This window comes from Jiangella endophytica (assembly GCF_003427025.1).
In the GTDB taxonomy this organism is placed as follows: Bacteria; Actinomycetota; Actinomycetes; order Jiangellales; family Jiangellaceae; genus Jiangella; species Jiangella endophytica.
Window position 1 is genome coordinate 24,821 of the sequence record NZ_QVAI01000004.1, and the last position, 12,129, is coordinate 36,949.

A 12,129-nucleotide genomic window follows, 5' to 3' on the forward strand; every position below is an offset into this window, starting at 1 on the left:
GTCGACTGTGACCATGCCGCCGCACGACGCCGAGCGCCTGCAGGCCGCGCTCGACGACCTCACCGACGCTCTGGAAGCTCACCTCAACGCGTCCCTCGCCCGCACCGGTGAATCTGACCCGCTGGTCCAGGCCGCCTACAACAAGCTGCGGATCGCCGCCGACCGCTACGACGATCTGTTGTACGACGCCACCGACGAGGTCACGCCCTGGGAGTTCCCGGAAGAGCCGCCGAGCACGGAGTACGAGGACCTCGAGTCCGAACCCGGCGTGGTCGGCGTGCTGGTCCGCCGCGATTACGAGATCGACGACACCGACCGGCTGATCGTCGCCGGTCGCGAGGCGTACGGCGAGCTGTACCCGCAGGACCCGCGCGAGTCCGCCGTCGCCGACGTGTCGCACCCGGGCCGGGCCCTCTACCAGATGCTGCACGCCTACGGCGTCGACGGCCTGGACGAGCGGGCCGAGGAGGCCGGGCTGCTGCCGCGCGGCGGGACGGTGTGGGTGCAGGCGCTGGGCGAGGCGGACGAGCAGACCCTCACCACCGACCCGTTCGGCGTCGCCGACGAGGACCTGCTGGTGTACCGCGTCGACGAGATCATCCACACCGAAGACTGACGCGGCGAGGCGCTGAGCAGGCATGACGCGGCCGTGACACCGATCTGAAGCCGCACCGGAGCTCAATGGCGGGGTAGTGCACCGCTGTCGAGTGAAGGAGGATGCGATGCGGCTCGGTGGAACAGTACGGCTGGCGGCGGCGACCACGATGCTGGCCGGCCTGGTGGCCGCCGGCTCGGCGGCGCCGGCCGTCGTGGCGGACCGGGAGTACGGTCCCGGCCCGGACGACCGCGATTTCTCGGTCGTCGCCGACCGGGAGTACACGGTCGCGGACCGGGAGTACTGAGGTAGGCCTGCCCGGAGAGCCGCGCCGAGTGGGGGCGCTCATCGGTTCTCCGGGCAGCCGGCCGGGCAGCCGGCCGGCTCCCGTCATACGCGGTGACGAGACGGTCAGGAGCGCTCCGGGTAGCTGAACTCCAGCCCCGACACCTCGTCCAGCGCGGCCCGGATCTCCGCCGGCAGCTCGAGGTCGTCGGAGCCGAGGACGTCGCGGAGCTGGCCGGCCGTGCGGGCGCCGACGATCGCCGCGGCGACTCCCGGGCGGTCGCGCACCCACGTCAGCGCCACCTCCAGCGGCAGCGCGTCGAGCCCGTCGGCGGCGGTGCAGACGGCGTCGACGATCTTGGCCGAGCGGGCGGTGAGGTACTTGTCGACGAACGGCGCGAAGTGCGTCGTGGCGGCCCGGGAGTCGGCCGGCGTGCCGCTGCGGTACTTGCCGGTGAGGACGCCCCGCCCGAGCGGCGACCACGCCAGCACGCCCAGCCCGAACCGCGCCGCCGCCGGCAGCACCTCGCGCTCGACGCCGCGTTCGAGCAACGAGTACTCGATCTGGGTCGAGACCAGCGGCGCCTGCGTTCCGGCGACCGAACGCTGGTGGACGGCGGCCGCGGCGGTCTGCCAGCCGGCGTAGTTGGAGACGCCGGCGTAGCGCGCCCGGCCGGACGTGACGGCGTGCTCCAGCGCGCCCATCGTCTCCTCCAGCGGCGCGGCGTCGCTCCACGCGCCGACCTGCCAGAGGTCCACATAGTCGAGGTCGAGGCGGTCGAGCGAGTCGTCGAGCTGGTCCAGCAGCGCCCGGCGCGACACGTCCACGCGACCCGGCCCGCCCGGCCGCGGCGCACCCGCCTTCGTCGCGATGAGCAGGTTGGCCCGCGACACCGCGCTGTCGAGCAGCGTGCCGATGAGCTTCTCGCTCTCGCCGTTGCCGTACGACGCCCCGGTGTCGAGCAGGGTGCCGCCGGCGTCGGCGAACGCCTTCAGTTGCTCCCGTGCGTCGTGCTGGTCGGTGTCGCGTCCCCACGTCATGGTGCCGAGCCCCAGCCGCGAGACGTACAGCCCGCTTCCCCCGAGTCGTCGCTGTTCCACGCCGCGAGGCTACCGGGTGCGGCGCGGGCTCGGGCCGCGCCGCACCGACGGGTAGAGTCGCCCGGAGTGTCTCGTGGGAGGTGACGGATGCGGCTCGGGCTGAACCTGGGCTACTGGGGCGGTGGCGACAACCACCTGAACCTGGCCCTGGCCAGGGAGGCCGACCGGCTCGGCTACGCGGTGGTCTGGGCGGCCGAGGCGTACGGGTCCGACGCGCCCACGGTGCTCTCCTGGGTGGCGGCGCAGACGGAGCGGGTCGACGTCGGCAGCGCGATCATGCAGATCCCGGCCCGCACCCCCGCGGCCACGGCGATGACGGCGGCCACGCTCGACAGCCTGTCCGACGGCCGGTTCCGGCTCGGCCTCGGCGTCTCCGGCCCGCAGGTCTCCGAGGGCTGGCACGGCGTCCGCTTCGATCACCCGCTGGCCCGCACCCGCGAGTACGTCGACATCGTCCGGCTCGCGCTGGCGCGGCAGCGGCTGGCCTACGACGGCGAGCACTGGCAGCTCCCGCTGCCGGGCGGCCCGGGCAAGGCGCTGCAGCTGACGGTGCACCCGGCGCGGCCGTCCATCCCGGTCTACCTGGCCTCCATCGGCCCGCGGAACCTGGAACTGACCGGCGAGATCGCCGACGGCTGGCTGGGCGTCTTCTACGCGCCGGAGCACGCGAGCGAGCTCCTCGGCCTCATCCGGTCCGGCCGCGCGAAGGCCGGCGCGACGATGGACGGCTTCGACGTCGTGCCGACCGTTCCGGTGTCGGTCGGCGACGACCTCGAGGCCTGCGCCGAGCCGGTCCGGGCGTACTCCGCGCTGTACCTCGGCGGCATGGGCAGCCGGCAGCAGAACTTCTACAACGCGCTCGCCGTCCGCATGGGCTTCGGCGACGCCGCGCGCACCGTCCAGGACCTGTTCCTGGACCGCAAGCACCGCGAGGCCGCGGCCGCCGTCCCGCTCGAGTTCGTCGAGCGCACGGCGCTGATCGGCCCGCCCGAGCGCATCCGCGACCGACTGCACGCCTACGCCGAGTCCGGCGTGACGACGCTGTCCGTCGCGGCGCACGCGGGCCCGCTGGAGGCCCGCCTGGCGGCGCTGCGCACCGTCGCCGAGGCCCTGGACGCCTCCGGCCTGGCATCCTGACCACGTCAGAGGGAGTCGACGCATCACATGGAGTGGTTCCAGGCCGCCGTCCTGGGCGTGCTGCAGGGGCTGACCGAGTTCCTGCCCATCTCGTCCAGCGCCCACCTGCGCATCTACCCCGAGTTGTTCGGCTGGGAGGACCCGGGCGCCGCGTTCACCGCGGTGACGCAGATCGGCACCGAGGCCGCGGTCATCGTCTACTTCGCCCGCGACATCGGCCGTATCGTCAGCGCCTGGTTCCGCTCGTTGAGGGGCTCCCGCGCTGCCGAGCGGTCGCGGGGACGCCGCAGGCGCAACACGTACGACCCGCAGGACGCCCGCATGGGCTGGTTCGTCATCATCGGGACGATCCCGATCGGGGCGCTCGGCTACGTGCTCCAGGACGTCATCCGCGACGATTTCCGCTCGCTGTGGATCGTCGCGACGACACTCGTGGTGCTCGGCGTGATCCTCGGCATCGCCGACCGCGTCGGGCGCAAGGAGCGCACCATCGCCGACCTCACCTACAAGGACGCGATCCTCATCGGCTTCGCCCAGGCGATGGCGCTGATCCCGGGCGTCTCGCGGTCCGGGGCGTCGATCAGCATGGGCCTCTTCCTCGGCCTCGACCGTGCGGCGGCGGCCCGGTTCGCGTTCCTGCTGGCGATCCCCGCGGTGCTCGGTTCGGGCATCTTCGAGTGGCCGGGCGCCATGGAGGAGGGGTCGGTCATCGGTGTCGGCCCGACGATCCTCGCGACGGTGATCGCGTTCCTCGTCGGTCTCGGCGTCATCGCCTGGCTGATGTCGTGGCTGGAGAAGCGCTCGTTCGCGCCGTTCATCGTCTACCGCATCGCGCTGGGCCTGTTCACGTTCGCGATGCTGGCGACGGGGACGTGGAGTGCGTGAGCGCAGTGGCCGGCGAGGACATGGACGAACGGCTGCTGCGGACGCTCCTGGGTGAGCAGCATCCCGACCTCGCGGACCTGCCCGTGCGCGCCGCGGCCAGGGGGTGGGACAACCAGTTGTGGCGGCTGGGCGACACCCTCGCCGTGCGCGTCCCGTGCACGGAGCGCGCCCCGGACCTGCTGCGCAAGGAGTACCGGTGGGTGCCCGAGCTCGCCCCGAGGCTGCCGTTGCCGGTCCCGGTGCCGCTGCGCCTGAGCGAGCCGTCCGCGAGCTTCCCCCACCCGTGGGCCGTCACGGCGTGGGTCGGCGGCGAGCCCGCCGATCGCGCGGCGGTCACTCGCGGCGACCACGCGGCCGAGGCGCTGGCCGGCTTCCTGCGCGCGCTGCACCGGCCCGCGCCCGAGGAGGCGCCGGACAACCCGGAGCGCGGGGTCGGTCTCACGGTGGTGGCCGACGGGGTGGAGCAGGGCCTGCCGGTGCTGTTGCCGCCCGCGGTGGCCTCGGCGGCCCGCGCGGTGTGGGACGACGCCGTGTCGGCGCCCGCCTGGGCGGGCCCGCGGACCTGGCTGCACGGCGACCTGCACCCCGCCAACGTGACCGTCGCCGGCGGGACCCTCGCCGGGGTGCTCGACTTCGGCGAGCTGTGCGCCGGCGACCCCGCGACGGACCTGGCGGCGGCCTGGACGCTGCTGCCCGCCGGCGCGTCCGGGCGGTTCTTCCAGGCCTACGGCTGCGCCGACGACGCCACCATCAGGCGGGCGCGCGGGTGGGCTGTGCGCACCGCCCTCGGGCTGATCGGCATCGGCCGGGCCGGCGACCAGGGCCTGCCCGGCGGGAAGCCCACCTGGGGGCCGGCCGGGCGGAGTGCGCTGGACCGGGTGCTGGCCGACGCCGGCTAGGGTGCGTCTCCCGAGTCCATGGCGTCCTGCGCGACGCCGAGGCCGGGGAGGCACACCCGAGGTGTACCCGGCCAGGGTCGAGCGCCGTGGTGCGTTCGAGGTGGGCTGGTGCGTCTGGAACGCGTCCTGGCATCCCTGGTGTCGGTGGTTGTCTCCGGGGGTGTGCGTTCGCCGCCACGTTCGCCCCGGAGAACGCCTCGCGAGCCGGCCACTGCTGCGCGGACTCGATGCCGCCGGACCACCGCCGGCCGGCGCCGTGCCGGGGCATCGGGTCGGTCAGGACGTACCGCCGGGAAGCGGCGCGCTGGCCACCCACGGCCACGGGTCGGTGTGCTGGCCGTCGAGGCGGACCTCGAAGTGCAGGTGCGGTCCGGTCGAGTAGCCCGTCGAGCCGATGTTGCCGATGTACTGGCCCTTCTCGACCCGCTGGCCCGGAGCGACCATCAGGTCGGACTGGTGGGCGTACATCGTGGTCAGCCGCTGGCCGTTCACCATGCCGTGGTCGACGATGACCATGTTGCCGTAGGCGTTGTTCCAGCGCGCCTCGACGACGGTGCCGGCGTCGGCGGCGTAGATGCGGCCGTCGCCGCGGCCGAAGTCGAGGCCGGTGTGCATCTTCACGTAGCCGAGGATCGGGTGCAGCCGCTGGCCGTACTCCGACGTCGTCGGGCCGGTGGCCGGCCGGATGAAGGCGCCGGTGCCGTAGCCGGGCCCGTAGTTCACCGCGGCGAGCAACTCGCCGACCTCGGTGGACTGCTGCAGCAGTTCCATGTAGCGCTGGTAGTCCTGCAGCCGGGCGCTGGCCGCGGACTGCAGGGCGGCCTCGACCAGCGTCTGCGTGTTGTCGACGACCTGGCGGGCCGCCAGGGCCGCCGCCTCGGCCGTCTCCAGGGCGGCCAGCGACTTGCCGGCCTGGTCGGCCAGCGTCTCGAGCTGCAGCCGCTGCCCCTCCAGCCGCGCGTGCGCGTTGGCCAGCTCGGCCTGGGTGTTCGCCATCTCGCCGAGCGCGCCGTCGGCGGTGCGCAGCAGCGTGCGCATGCCCATGTAGCGCGACGCGAGGTCGTCGGGCGTCTCGGCGCCGAGGACGACGCCCATGGCGGCGAGGTTGTTGCCCTGGTAGGCCTCGCGGGCGATGGTGCCGATGGTGTTGCGGGTGGCCTCGGAGCGGGCGTCGAGGTCGTCGATCTCGCGCTGCGTGCGGGCGACCGACTCGGTGGCGATCTTCAGCTGCTGCCGGGCGTGGACGTCGCTGGCGCGGGCGTCGTCGGCGGCCGCGGAGGCGGTGGTGAACACCTCCTGGGCCGAGCTGAGGTCCGACATCACCTGCGCGAGCAACCGCTGTGCCTCGGCCACGGCGACCGTCTGGGCGCCCTCGAGACCCTGCGCGTACGCGGTCTCGGGGTCGCCGGGGGCCGGCGGCGCCTCGACCGGCGGGGGCGCGACGGTGCCCGGCGGGACGTCGTCGGGCGAGACGTCGGTGGGCGCGTCGTCCGTGGGCGGGTGCACCGGCGGCTGGGTGGCCGGGGGAGTCGCGGGCGGGGTGCTGACGGGCTCCGCGGCGGCAGGTCCCGCGGCGGCGGCCAGCGCGAGGCCCGCCGTGGCGGCGATGGCCGCCACGTGGCGACGTCTGAGGAACCGCATGCGCGTCGTGACCCCTCCCGTGCCTGGCGCGCGAAGCCCGGATGGGCCGAACGGTCCTGGCGACGAAGACGTTTGTCTGAAGACTTGATAACCCATTTCGGTGATCAGCGCGACCCTCTGGGCAGATGTTCATGCGATCGGTACTCCTCGTAGGCTTCCCACATGCCCACAGTCGTCCTGATACGCCACGGCCGTACCACCGCCAACGTCGCCGGCGTCCTGGCCGGGCGGACGCCCGGCGTGGGCCTGGACGACATCGGCCGCGACGGCGCGGCGGCGCTCGCGCGGCGGCTGGAACCGGTGCGCCCGGCGGCCGTCGTCAGCAGCCCGCTGCAGCGGTGCGTGCAGACGGCCACGGCCGTCGCGGGCGGCCGCGACGTCGTCACCGACGACGGCCTGAGCGAGTGCGACTACGGCGACTGGACCGGCCGGTCGCTGGCCGAACTGCGCCGCGAGAAGCTCTGGAAGGTCGTTCAGGAGCACCCGTCCGGCGTCGTGTTCCCCGGCGGGGAGTCGCTGCGCTCCGTCCAGCAGCGCGCCGTCGACGCCGTCCGCACGCGTGACGCGCAGTTGGCGGCCGAGCACGGGCCGGGCGCGGTGTGGTTCGCCGTGTCGCACGCCGACGTCATCAAGGCGGTCCTCGCCGACGCGCTGGGAATGCACCTCGACCACTTCCAGCGGCTGGTCGTCGACCCGTGCTCGGTCTCCGTCGTCTCGTTCACCGAGCGGCGGCCGTTCGTGCTGCGCGTCAACGACGCCGGCGGCGACCTCGGCTTCCTCCGCTCGCCGGCCCGGCGGCGCCGCCGCGCCACCCGCGTCGACGCGGTCGTCGGCGGGGGAGCGGGCGACGCGTCGGAGTAGATCATGGTTCGCGGCGGGTCGCGAGATAGGCTTTCCGACGTGGCCGCGCAGGTGTACCGATTCGACCAGCCCGAACGCTTCATCGCCGGAACCGTCGGGCGTCCCGGCGAGCGTTCGTTCTTCCTCCAGGCCCGCGACGCCACCAAGTTGATCAGCGTGCTGCTCGAGAAGGAGCAGATGTCGGTGCTGGCCGAACGGGTCGACGACATGCTCGACGAGATCCTGCGCCGGGCCGGCGGTCTGACCACCGTCCCCGCCGTCGCGCCGGCCGACCTCGACGACCTCGACCCGCTGGAGCAGCCGATCGTCGAGGAGTTCCGCGTGGGCTCCATGACGCTGCGGTGGGACGCCGACGACGAGCAGGTCGTGGTCGCCGCCTACGCCGTCGTCGACGACGACACCGAGCCACCGGACGACCCCGACGAGTCCGACCGCGACGTCATGGTCGTGCGGCTGTCCGGCCCCGCCGCCCGGGCGTTCGTGAAGCGCGCCCAGGCCGTCATCGCCGCCGGGCGACCGCCCTGCCCGCTGTGCAGCCTGCCGCTGGACCCCTCCGGGCACGTCTGCCCCCGGCAGAACGGCTACCGGCGGCGGGACTGACCGCCGTGGACCTGCTGAGCCTGCTGCGCGAGGGCGAGCTGACCGTCGACGGCCGGCTCGTCGTCGCGTCCAACCTCACGCTGCTCGGACGTGTGACGCACGGCGACGCGTCGGTCCGCTGCGTGTACAAGCCGGTCAGCGGCGAGCAGCCGCTTTGGGACTTCCCCGACGGCACGCTGGCCGCACGCGAGGCGGCCGCCTACGAGGTGTCCGCGGCGGCCGGGTGGCACCTCGTACCACCGACGGTGCTGCGTCCCGGCGGCCCGTTCGGCGCCGGCATGTGCCAGGCGTGGATGGACCAGGGCTCGACCGAGGTCGGCGCCGGCCGGGTCGACGTCGTGCCCGCGTCGTCGCCGGTCGAGGGCTGGCTGCCGATTCTCGAGGCGGTCGACGGCGACGGCACGCCCGTCCTGCTGGTGCACGCCGACGACCCCGGGCTGCGCCGGCTGGCCGTGTTCGACGCCGTCGTCAACAACGCCGACCGCAAGGGCGGGCACGTCCTCACCGGCGATCGCTCCGTCGCGCCGTCGGTGGCCGAGGTGGTCGGCGTCGACCACGGCGTCTGCTTCAACCTCGACCCGAAGCTGCGCACCGTCCTGTGGGGGTGGGCCGGGTCGGCGCTCACGCCGGCCGAGCGGTCCGAGCTGGAGCGGCTGCGGGCGCTGGTCGACGGCGACCTGGGGACGACGCTGAGGGCGCTGCTGGCCGACGACGAGGTCGCGGCGACGACGGCGCGCATCGACGCGTTGCTGGCGCGCGGGACGATGCCCAGTCCCGAGGGGCGGATGCCGGTTCCGTGGCCGGTCTTCTGAGACCTTAGGCTGAGCGCATCATGCGAGCCTGGTCTTCCCCCGACGTGCCCGCCCTGCCCGGGCGTGGCCTGCCCGTCCGACTCCACGACACCGCCACGGGGTCGGCCCGGCCACTCGAACCGGAACCGGTCGCCAGCATGTACGTCTGCGGCATCACGCCGTACGACGCCACCCACCTGGGCCACGCCGCCACGTACGTCGCGTTCGACCTGCTCAACCGGGTCTGGCGCGACGCCGGCCACGACGTCCGCTACGTCCAGAACATCACCGACGTCGACGACCCGCTGCTCGATCGGGCCACCGAGACCGGGCAGGACTGGCGCGAGCTGGCCGACGCCGAGACGCGGCTGTTCACCGAGGACATGGCCTGGCTGCGGGTGCTGCCGCCGTCGTCGTACGTCGGCGCCGTCGAGGCGATCCCGCTGATCACCCGGTTGATCCAGCGCATGGAGCCGTCGGTCTACGAGGTCGACGGCGATCTCTACTTCTCCGTGCGCACCGACCCCGCGTTCGGAGCGGTGTCGCGGCTGTCCGAGGCGCAGATGCGCGCATTGTTCGGCGAGCGCGGCGGCGACCCCGACCGGCCCGGCAAGAAGGACCCGCTCGACCCGGTGGTCTGGCTGAAGGCGCGCCCCGGGGAGCCCTCGTGGGACAGCCCGTTCGGCCGCGGCCGGCCCGGCTGGCACGTCGAGTGCGCCGCCATCGCCATGGAGTATCTCGGCGTCCCGTTCGACGTCCAGGGTGGCGGCAGCGACCTCGTCTTCCCGCACCACGAGATGTCCGCCTCGCACGCCCACGTCGTCGCCGGCGCGTTCGCGTCGCTGTACGCGCACGCCGGCATGGTCGGGCTCGACGGCGAGAAGATGTCCAAGTCGCTGGGCAACCTGGTGTTCGTCTCCAGGCTGCGGGCCGAGGGCACCGACCCGGCGGCGGTGCGGCTGGCGCTGCTGTCCGGGCACTACCGCGCCGACCGCGAGTGGTCGGCGGCCGTGCTGTCCGAGGCCGTCGAGCGGCTGAGCCGCTGGCGCACGTCGGTCGCGGCGGGCGTCGGCGCGCCCGCGGAGCCGGTGCTGGCCGAGGTCCGCGAGCGTCTGGCCGACGACCTCGACGCGCCCGGCGCGCTGGCCGCGATCGACCGCTGGACCACCACGCCCGGCACCGACCCCGGCGCCCCCGCGCTCGTCGCCGCCACCGCCGACGCCCTCCTCGGCCTCGCCCTCTGAAATGATCACGTTCAGCAGGGGTGTTCACGCTCTACCACCCATGCATTCCTGGTGAAGCGGTAACTCGCCTGGTCTCACGGTTGTCCACAGGCCCGGCGGATCCGCTCCACCGTCCACAGATCGACGATTCGCTCTTCCGCACCGGGCCGCGGGCGCCGAGGGTTGATCGACATGGACGAACACATCTCGCGGCTGGCGGCCGGCCAGGGCAACGTCGTGCTGCGCCGGCAGCTCCTGGACGCCGGCTATTCCGACAACGAGCTCTACCGGCTCCGGCAGCGCGGTGAGCTGGTCCTGATCCGTCGCGGCGCGTACGCCGAGACCAGGATCTGGGACGTCCTCGACGACCTCGAACGCCACAAGGCGCTGGTTCGCGCGGTCCTGCTGCAGATCAAAGCGCCCGCCGTGCCCAGCCACATCTCGGCGGCCGTGATGCTGGGCCTGCGGCTGTGGAAGCCCGACCTGTCCGTGGTCCACGTGACCCGGACCGACCTGCACTCGACCCGGCGCGAGGCCGGGGTCCTCCACCACGGGGGAGCGCTCTCGGACGCCGACCTGGCGCCCGTCGACGACGGCGTCATCGTCACGGCGCCGCATCGCACCGCCATCGACGTCGCGCGGGTGACCGGTTTCGAGCCCGCGGTCGTGGTGGCCGACGCCGCCCTCACGTTGCTGGCGAACGACCACGATCTGCTGCTGAGGACGCTCGACCGGATGCGCGACTGGCCCGGTGCGCGAGCTGCTGGGCGGGTCGTCGAGTTCGCCGACGGGTTGTCGGAGTCCGTCGGCGAGTCACGCGCGAGGGTGCAGTTCGAGCGCGTCGGGCTGCCGCGGCCACGGCTGCAGATCGTGATCGGCACCGAGAATCAGGACCGGGTCGACTTCCTGTTCGAGGACGAATGCACCGTCGTCGAGTTCGACGGGCGGCTCAAGTACGGGCGGCTGCTGGCACCCGGCACGGACGCCTCCGACGCCGTCTGGCGGGAGAAGCGGCGCGAGGACCGCATCCGCGAGCAGGGATTCGGGTTCGCACGCCTGGTGTGGGCCGACCTCTACCGGGACGACGTCGTCCGGAAACGGCTCCGCCGAGCCTTCTCGCTCGCGTCCCGGCAGCCGGCGTCGGTCGCACTCAGCTAGGACTCTGTTCGCTTCAGCACGAATGCATGGGTGGTGGAGCGTGAACACCCCTGCTGAACGTGATCATTTCGCCGAGAAGTGGGGGGGAGGGTCAGGTGTCGCGGCGGCGGAGGTAGCGCTCGAACTCGCGGGCGATGTGCTCGCCGGAGGCCTCGGGGAGGTCGACGGTGTCGCGGGCCTCCTCGAGGCGGCGGACGTACTCGGCGACGTCGGAGTCCTCTTCGGCCAGTTCGTCGACGCCGTGCTGCCAGGCCTCGGCCTGCTCGGCGAGGTCGCCCATGGGGACCGGCACGCTGAGGAGGTCTTCGACTCGCTGCAGCAGCACCAGGGTCGCCTTGGGGCACGGTGACTGGGCGACGTAGTGGGGGACGGCCGCCCACAACGACACGGCGTCGAGACCGGCGCGGGTGGCGGCGTCCTGGAACACGCCGACGATGCCGGTGGGGCCCTCGTAGCGCGACTGCTCGAGCCCGAGCGCCTCGGCCTGGTCGGGGTCGCTGGCCGACACGGTGACGGGCACCGGCCGGGTGTGCGGCACGTCGGCCAGCAGCGCGCCGAGCGTGACGACCTGCTCGCAGCCGAGATCGGTGGCGACGGAGAGCAGCTCGGCGCAGAACGCCCGCCACCGCATGTTCGGCTCGATGCCGCGCAGCAGCACGATGTCGCGCTCGTGGTCGTCCGTGCTCACCACCGACAGCCGGGTGGTCGGCCACTGGATGGTGCGGTTGCCGTCGTCGTCGACGCTGACCATCGGCCGGTTGACCTGGAAGTCGTAGTACTCGTCGGGGTCGAGCTCGGCCACGGAGCTGGCGTTCCAGACCCGCTCCAGGTGCTCGATCCCGGCCGTCGCGGCCTCGCCGGCGTCGTTCCACCCCTCGAATGCGGCGATCAGGACAGGATTGCGCAGCTGCCGCGCTCCGTCGTTCTCCATCGCGCTCGTCTCCCTGCCTGGA

The 12,129-nt window shown here is 73.3% G+C and carries 13 protein-coding genes; 10 read left to right on the forward strand and 3 right to left on the reverse strand.

What is annotated here, in order from left to right; all coding sequences use genetic code 11:
* Window positions 1-7 precede the first annotated feature (7 nt).
* Together DZA62_RS09590 and DZA62_RS09595 are read left to right on the forward strand one after the other, a co-directional pair.
* Window positions 8-616: a hypothetical protein gene (locus DZA62_RS09590; RefSeq protein WP_157987574.1), complete on the forward strand. Its 609-nt coding sequence runs from the start codon at window positions 8-10 to the stop codon at window positions 614-616.
* 106 nt (window positions 617-722) lie between these two features.
* The gene (locus tag DZA62_RS09595; RefSeq protein ID WP_116948671.1) at window positions 723-902 is read left to right on the forward strand and encodes a hypothetical protein; all 180 of its coding nucleotides are present in this window, start codon (window positions 723-725) and stop codon (window positions 900-902) included.
* A gap of 104 nt (window positions 903-1,006) precedes the next feature.
* Here the strand turns inward: DZA62_RS09595 and DZA62_RS09600 are convergent, their stop codons facing one another.
* Window positions 1,007-1,981, reverse strand: a complete 975-nt coding sequence (locus DZA62_RS09600) for an aldo/keto reductase (RefSeq protein ID WP_116948672.1) — start codon at window positions 1,979-1,981, stop codon at window positions 1,007-1,009.
* Between the two features lie 87 nt (window positions 1,982-2,068).
* Between DZA62_RS09600 and DZA62_RS09605 the strand changes: the two genes are divergently transcribed.
* The 3 genes from DZA62_RS09605 to DZA62_RS09615 are packed head-to-tail and all read left to right on the forward strand — an operon-like array spanning window position 2,069 to window position 4,902.
* Window positions 2,069-3,118, forward strand: coding sequence for an LLM class F420-dependent oxidoreductase (locus tag DZA62_RS09605; protein WP_116948673.1), 1,050 nt, complete (start codon window positions 2,069-2,071; stop codon window positions 3,116-3,118).
* A 27-nt stretch (window positions 3,119-3,145) separates the two neighbouring features.
* Window positions 3,146-4,003, forward strand: coding sequence for an undecaprenyl-diphosphate phosphatase (locus tag DZA62_RS09610; RefSeq protein WP_116948674.1), 858 nt, complete (start codon window positions 3,146-3,148; stop codon window positions 4,001-4,003).
* A 20-nt stretch (window positions 4,004-4,023) separates the two neighbouring features.
* Window positions 4,024-4,902, forward strand: coding sequence for an aminoglycoside phosphotransferase family protein (locus DZA62_RS09615; RefSeq protein WP_116949065.1), 879 nt, complete (start codon window positions 4,024-4,026; stop codon window positions 4,900-4,902).
* Window positions 4,903-5,178: 276 nt separating this feature from the next.
* Here DZA62_RS09615 and DZA62_RS09620 read toward each other — a convergent pair whose 3' ends face one another.
* On the reverse strand, window positions 5,179-6,519 hold the full coding sequence (locus DZA62_RS09620; RefSeq protein ID WP_116948675.1) for a peptidoglycan DD-metalloendopeptidase family protein: 1,341 nt from the start codon (window positions 6,517-6,519) through the stop codon (window positions 5,179-5,181).
* Window positions 6,520-6,705: 186 nt separating this feature from the next.
* Here DZA62_RS09620 and DZA62_RS09625 point away from each other — a divergent pair, with 186 nt between their 5' ends.
* The 5 genes from DZA62_RS09625 (at window position 6,706) to DZA62_RS09645 (ending at window position 11,176) form a co-directional block, all read left to right on the forward strand.
* Window positions 6,706-7,404, forward strand: coding sequence for a histidine phosphatase family protein (locus DZA62_RS09625; RefSeq protein WP_116948676.1), 699 nt, complete (start codon window positions 6,706-6,708; stop codon window positions 7,402-7,404).
* A gap of 39 nt (window positions 7,405-7,443) precedes the next feature.
* A complete protein-coding gene (locus tag DZA62_RS09630; protein WP_116948677.1) occupies window positions 7,444-8,004 on the forward strand; it encodes a DUF3090 family protein in 561 nt (186 codons plus the stop codon).
* Complete coding sequence (locus DZA62_RS09635; RefSeq protein WP_116949066.1) at window positions 8,001-8,816, forward strand: SCO1664 family protein; 816 nt, start codon at window positions 8,001-8,003, stop codon at window positions 8,814-8,816. The genes DZA62_RS09630 and DZA62_RS09635 overlap by 4 nt, the downstream gene beginning before the upstream one ends.
* Before the next feature lie 20 nt (window positions 8,817-8,836).
* Window positions 8,837-10,039 (forward strand): cysteine--1-D-myo-inosityl 2-amino-2-deoxy-alpha-D-glucopyranoside ligase, encoded by a 1,203-nt coding sequence (mshC, locus tag DZA62_RS09640; RefSeq protein ID WP_116948678.1) that lies wholly within the window; start codon window positions 8,837-8,839, stop codon window positions 10,037-10,039.
* Between the two features lie 171 nt (window positions 10,040-10,210).
* Window positions 10,211-11,176 carry a type IV toxin-antitoxin system AbiEi family antitoxin domain-containing protein gene (locus DZA62_RS09645; RefSeq protein WP_157987575.1) on the forward strand — a complete coding sequence of 322 codons (966 nt, stop codon included), beginning with the start codon at window positions 10,211-10,213 and terminating at the stop codon, window positions 11,174-11,176.
* Between the two features lie 91 nt (window positions 11,177-11,267).
* On the opposite strand, the gene DZA62_RS09650 is transcribed toward DZA62_RS09645, so the two are convergent.
* Window positions 11,268-12,107 (reverse strand): PAC2 family protein, encoded by an 840-nt coding sequence (locus DZA62_RS09650; RefSeq protein WP_116948680.1) that lies wholly within the window; start codon window positions 12,105-12,107, stop codon window positions 11,268-11,270.
* Window positions 12,108-12,129: the final 22 nt, after the last annotated feature.

Excerpts from the sequence above, each read along its gene's own strand:
- DZA62_RS09595 (WP_116948671.1), top strand. The coding sequence starts at position 723 with ATGCGGCTCGGTGGAACAGTACGGCTGGCGGCGGCGACCACGATGCTG.
- DZA62_RS09605 (WP_116948673.1), top strand. The coding sequence starts at position 2,069 with ATGCGGCTCGGGCTGAACCTGGGCTACTGGGGCGGTGGCGACAACCAC.
- DZA62_RS09610 (WP_116948674.1), top strand. The coding sequence starts at position 3,146 with ATGGAGTGGTTCCAGGCCGCCGTCCTGGGCGTGCTGCAGGGGCTGACC.
- DZA62_RS09615 (WP_116949065.1), top strand. The coding sequence starts at position 4,024 with ATGGACGAACGGCTGCTGCGGACGCTCCTGGGTGAGCAGCATCCCGAC.
- DZA62_RS09625 (WP_116948676.1), top strand. The coding sequence starts at position 6,706 with ATGCCCACAGTCGTCCTGATACGCCACGGCCGTACCACCGCCAACGTC.
- mshC (WP_116948678.1), top strand. The coding sequence starts at position 8,837 with ATGCGAGCCTGGTCTTCCCCCGACGTGCCCGCCCTGCCCGGGCGTGGC.
- DZA62_RS09645 (WP_157987575.1), top strand. The coding sequence starts at position 10,211 with ATGGACGAACACATCTCGCGGCTGGCGGCCGGCCAGGGCAACGTCGTG.
- DZA62_RS09650 (WP_116948680.1), bottom strand. The coding sequence starts at position 12,107 with ATGGAGAACGACGGAGCGCGGCAGCTGCGCAATCCTGTCCTGATCGCC.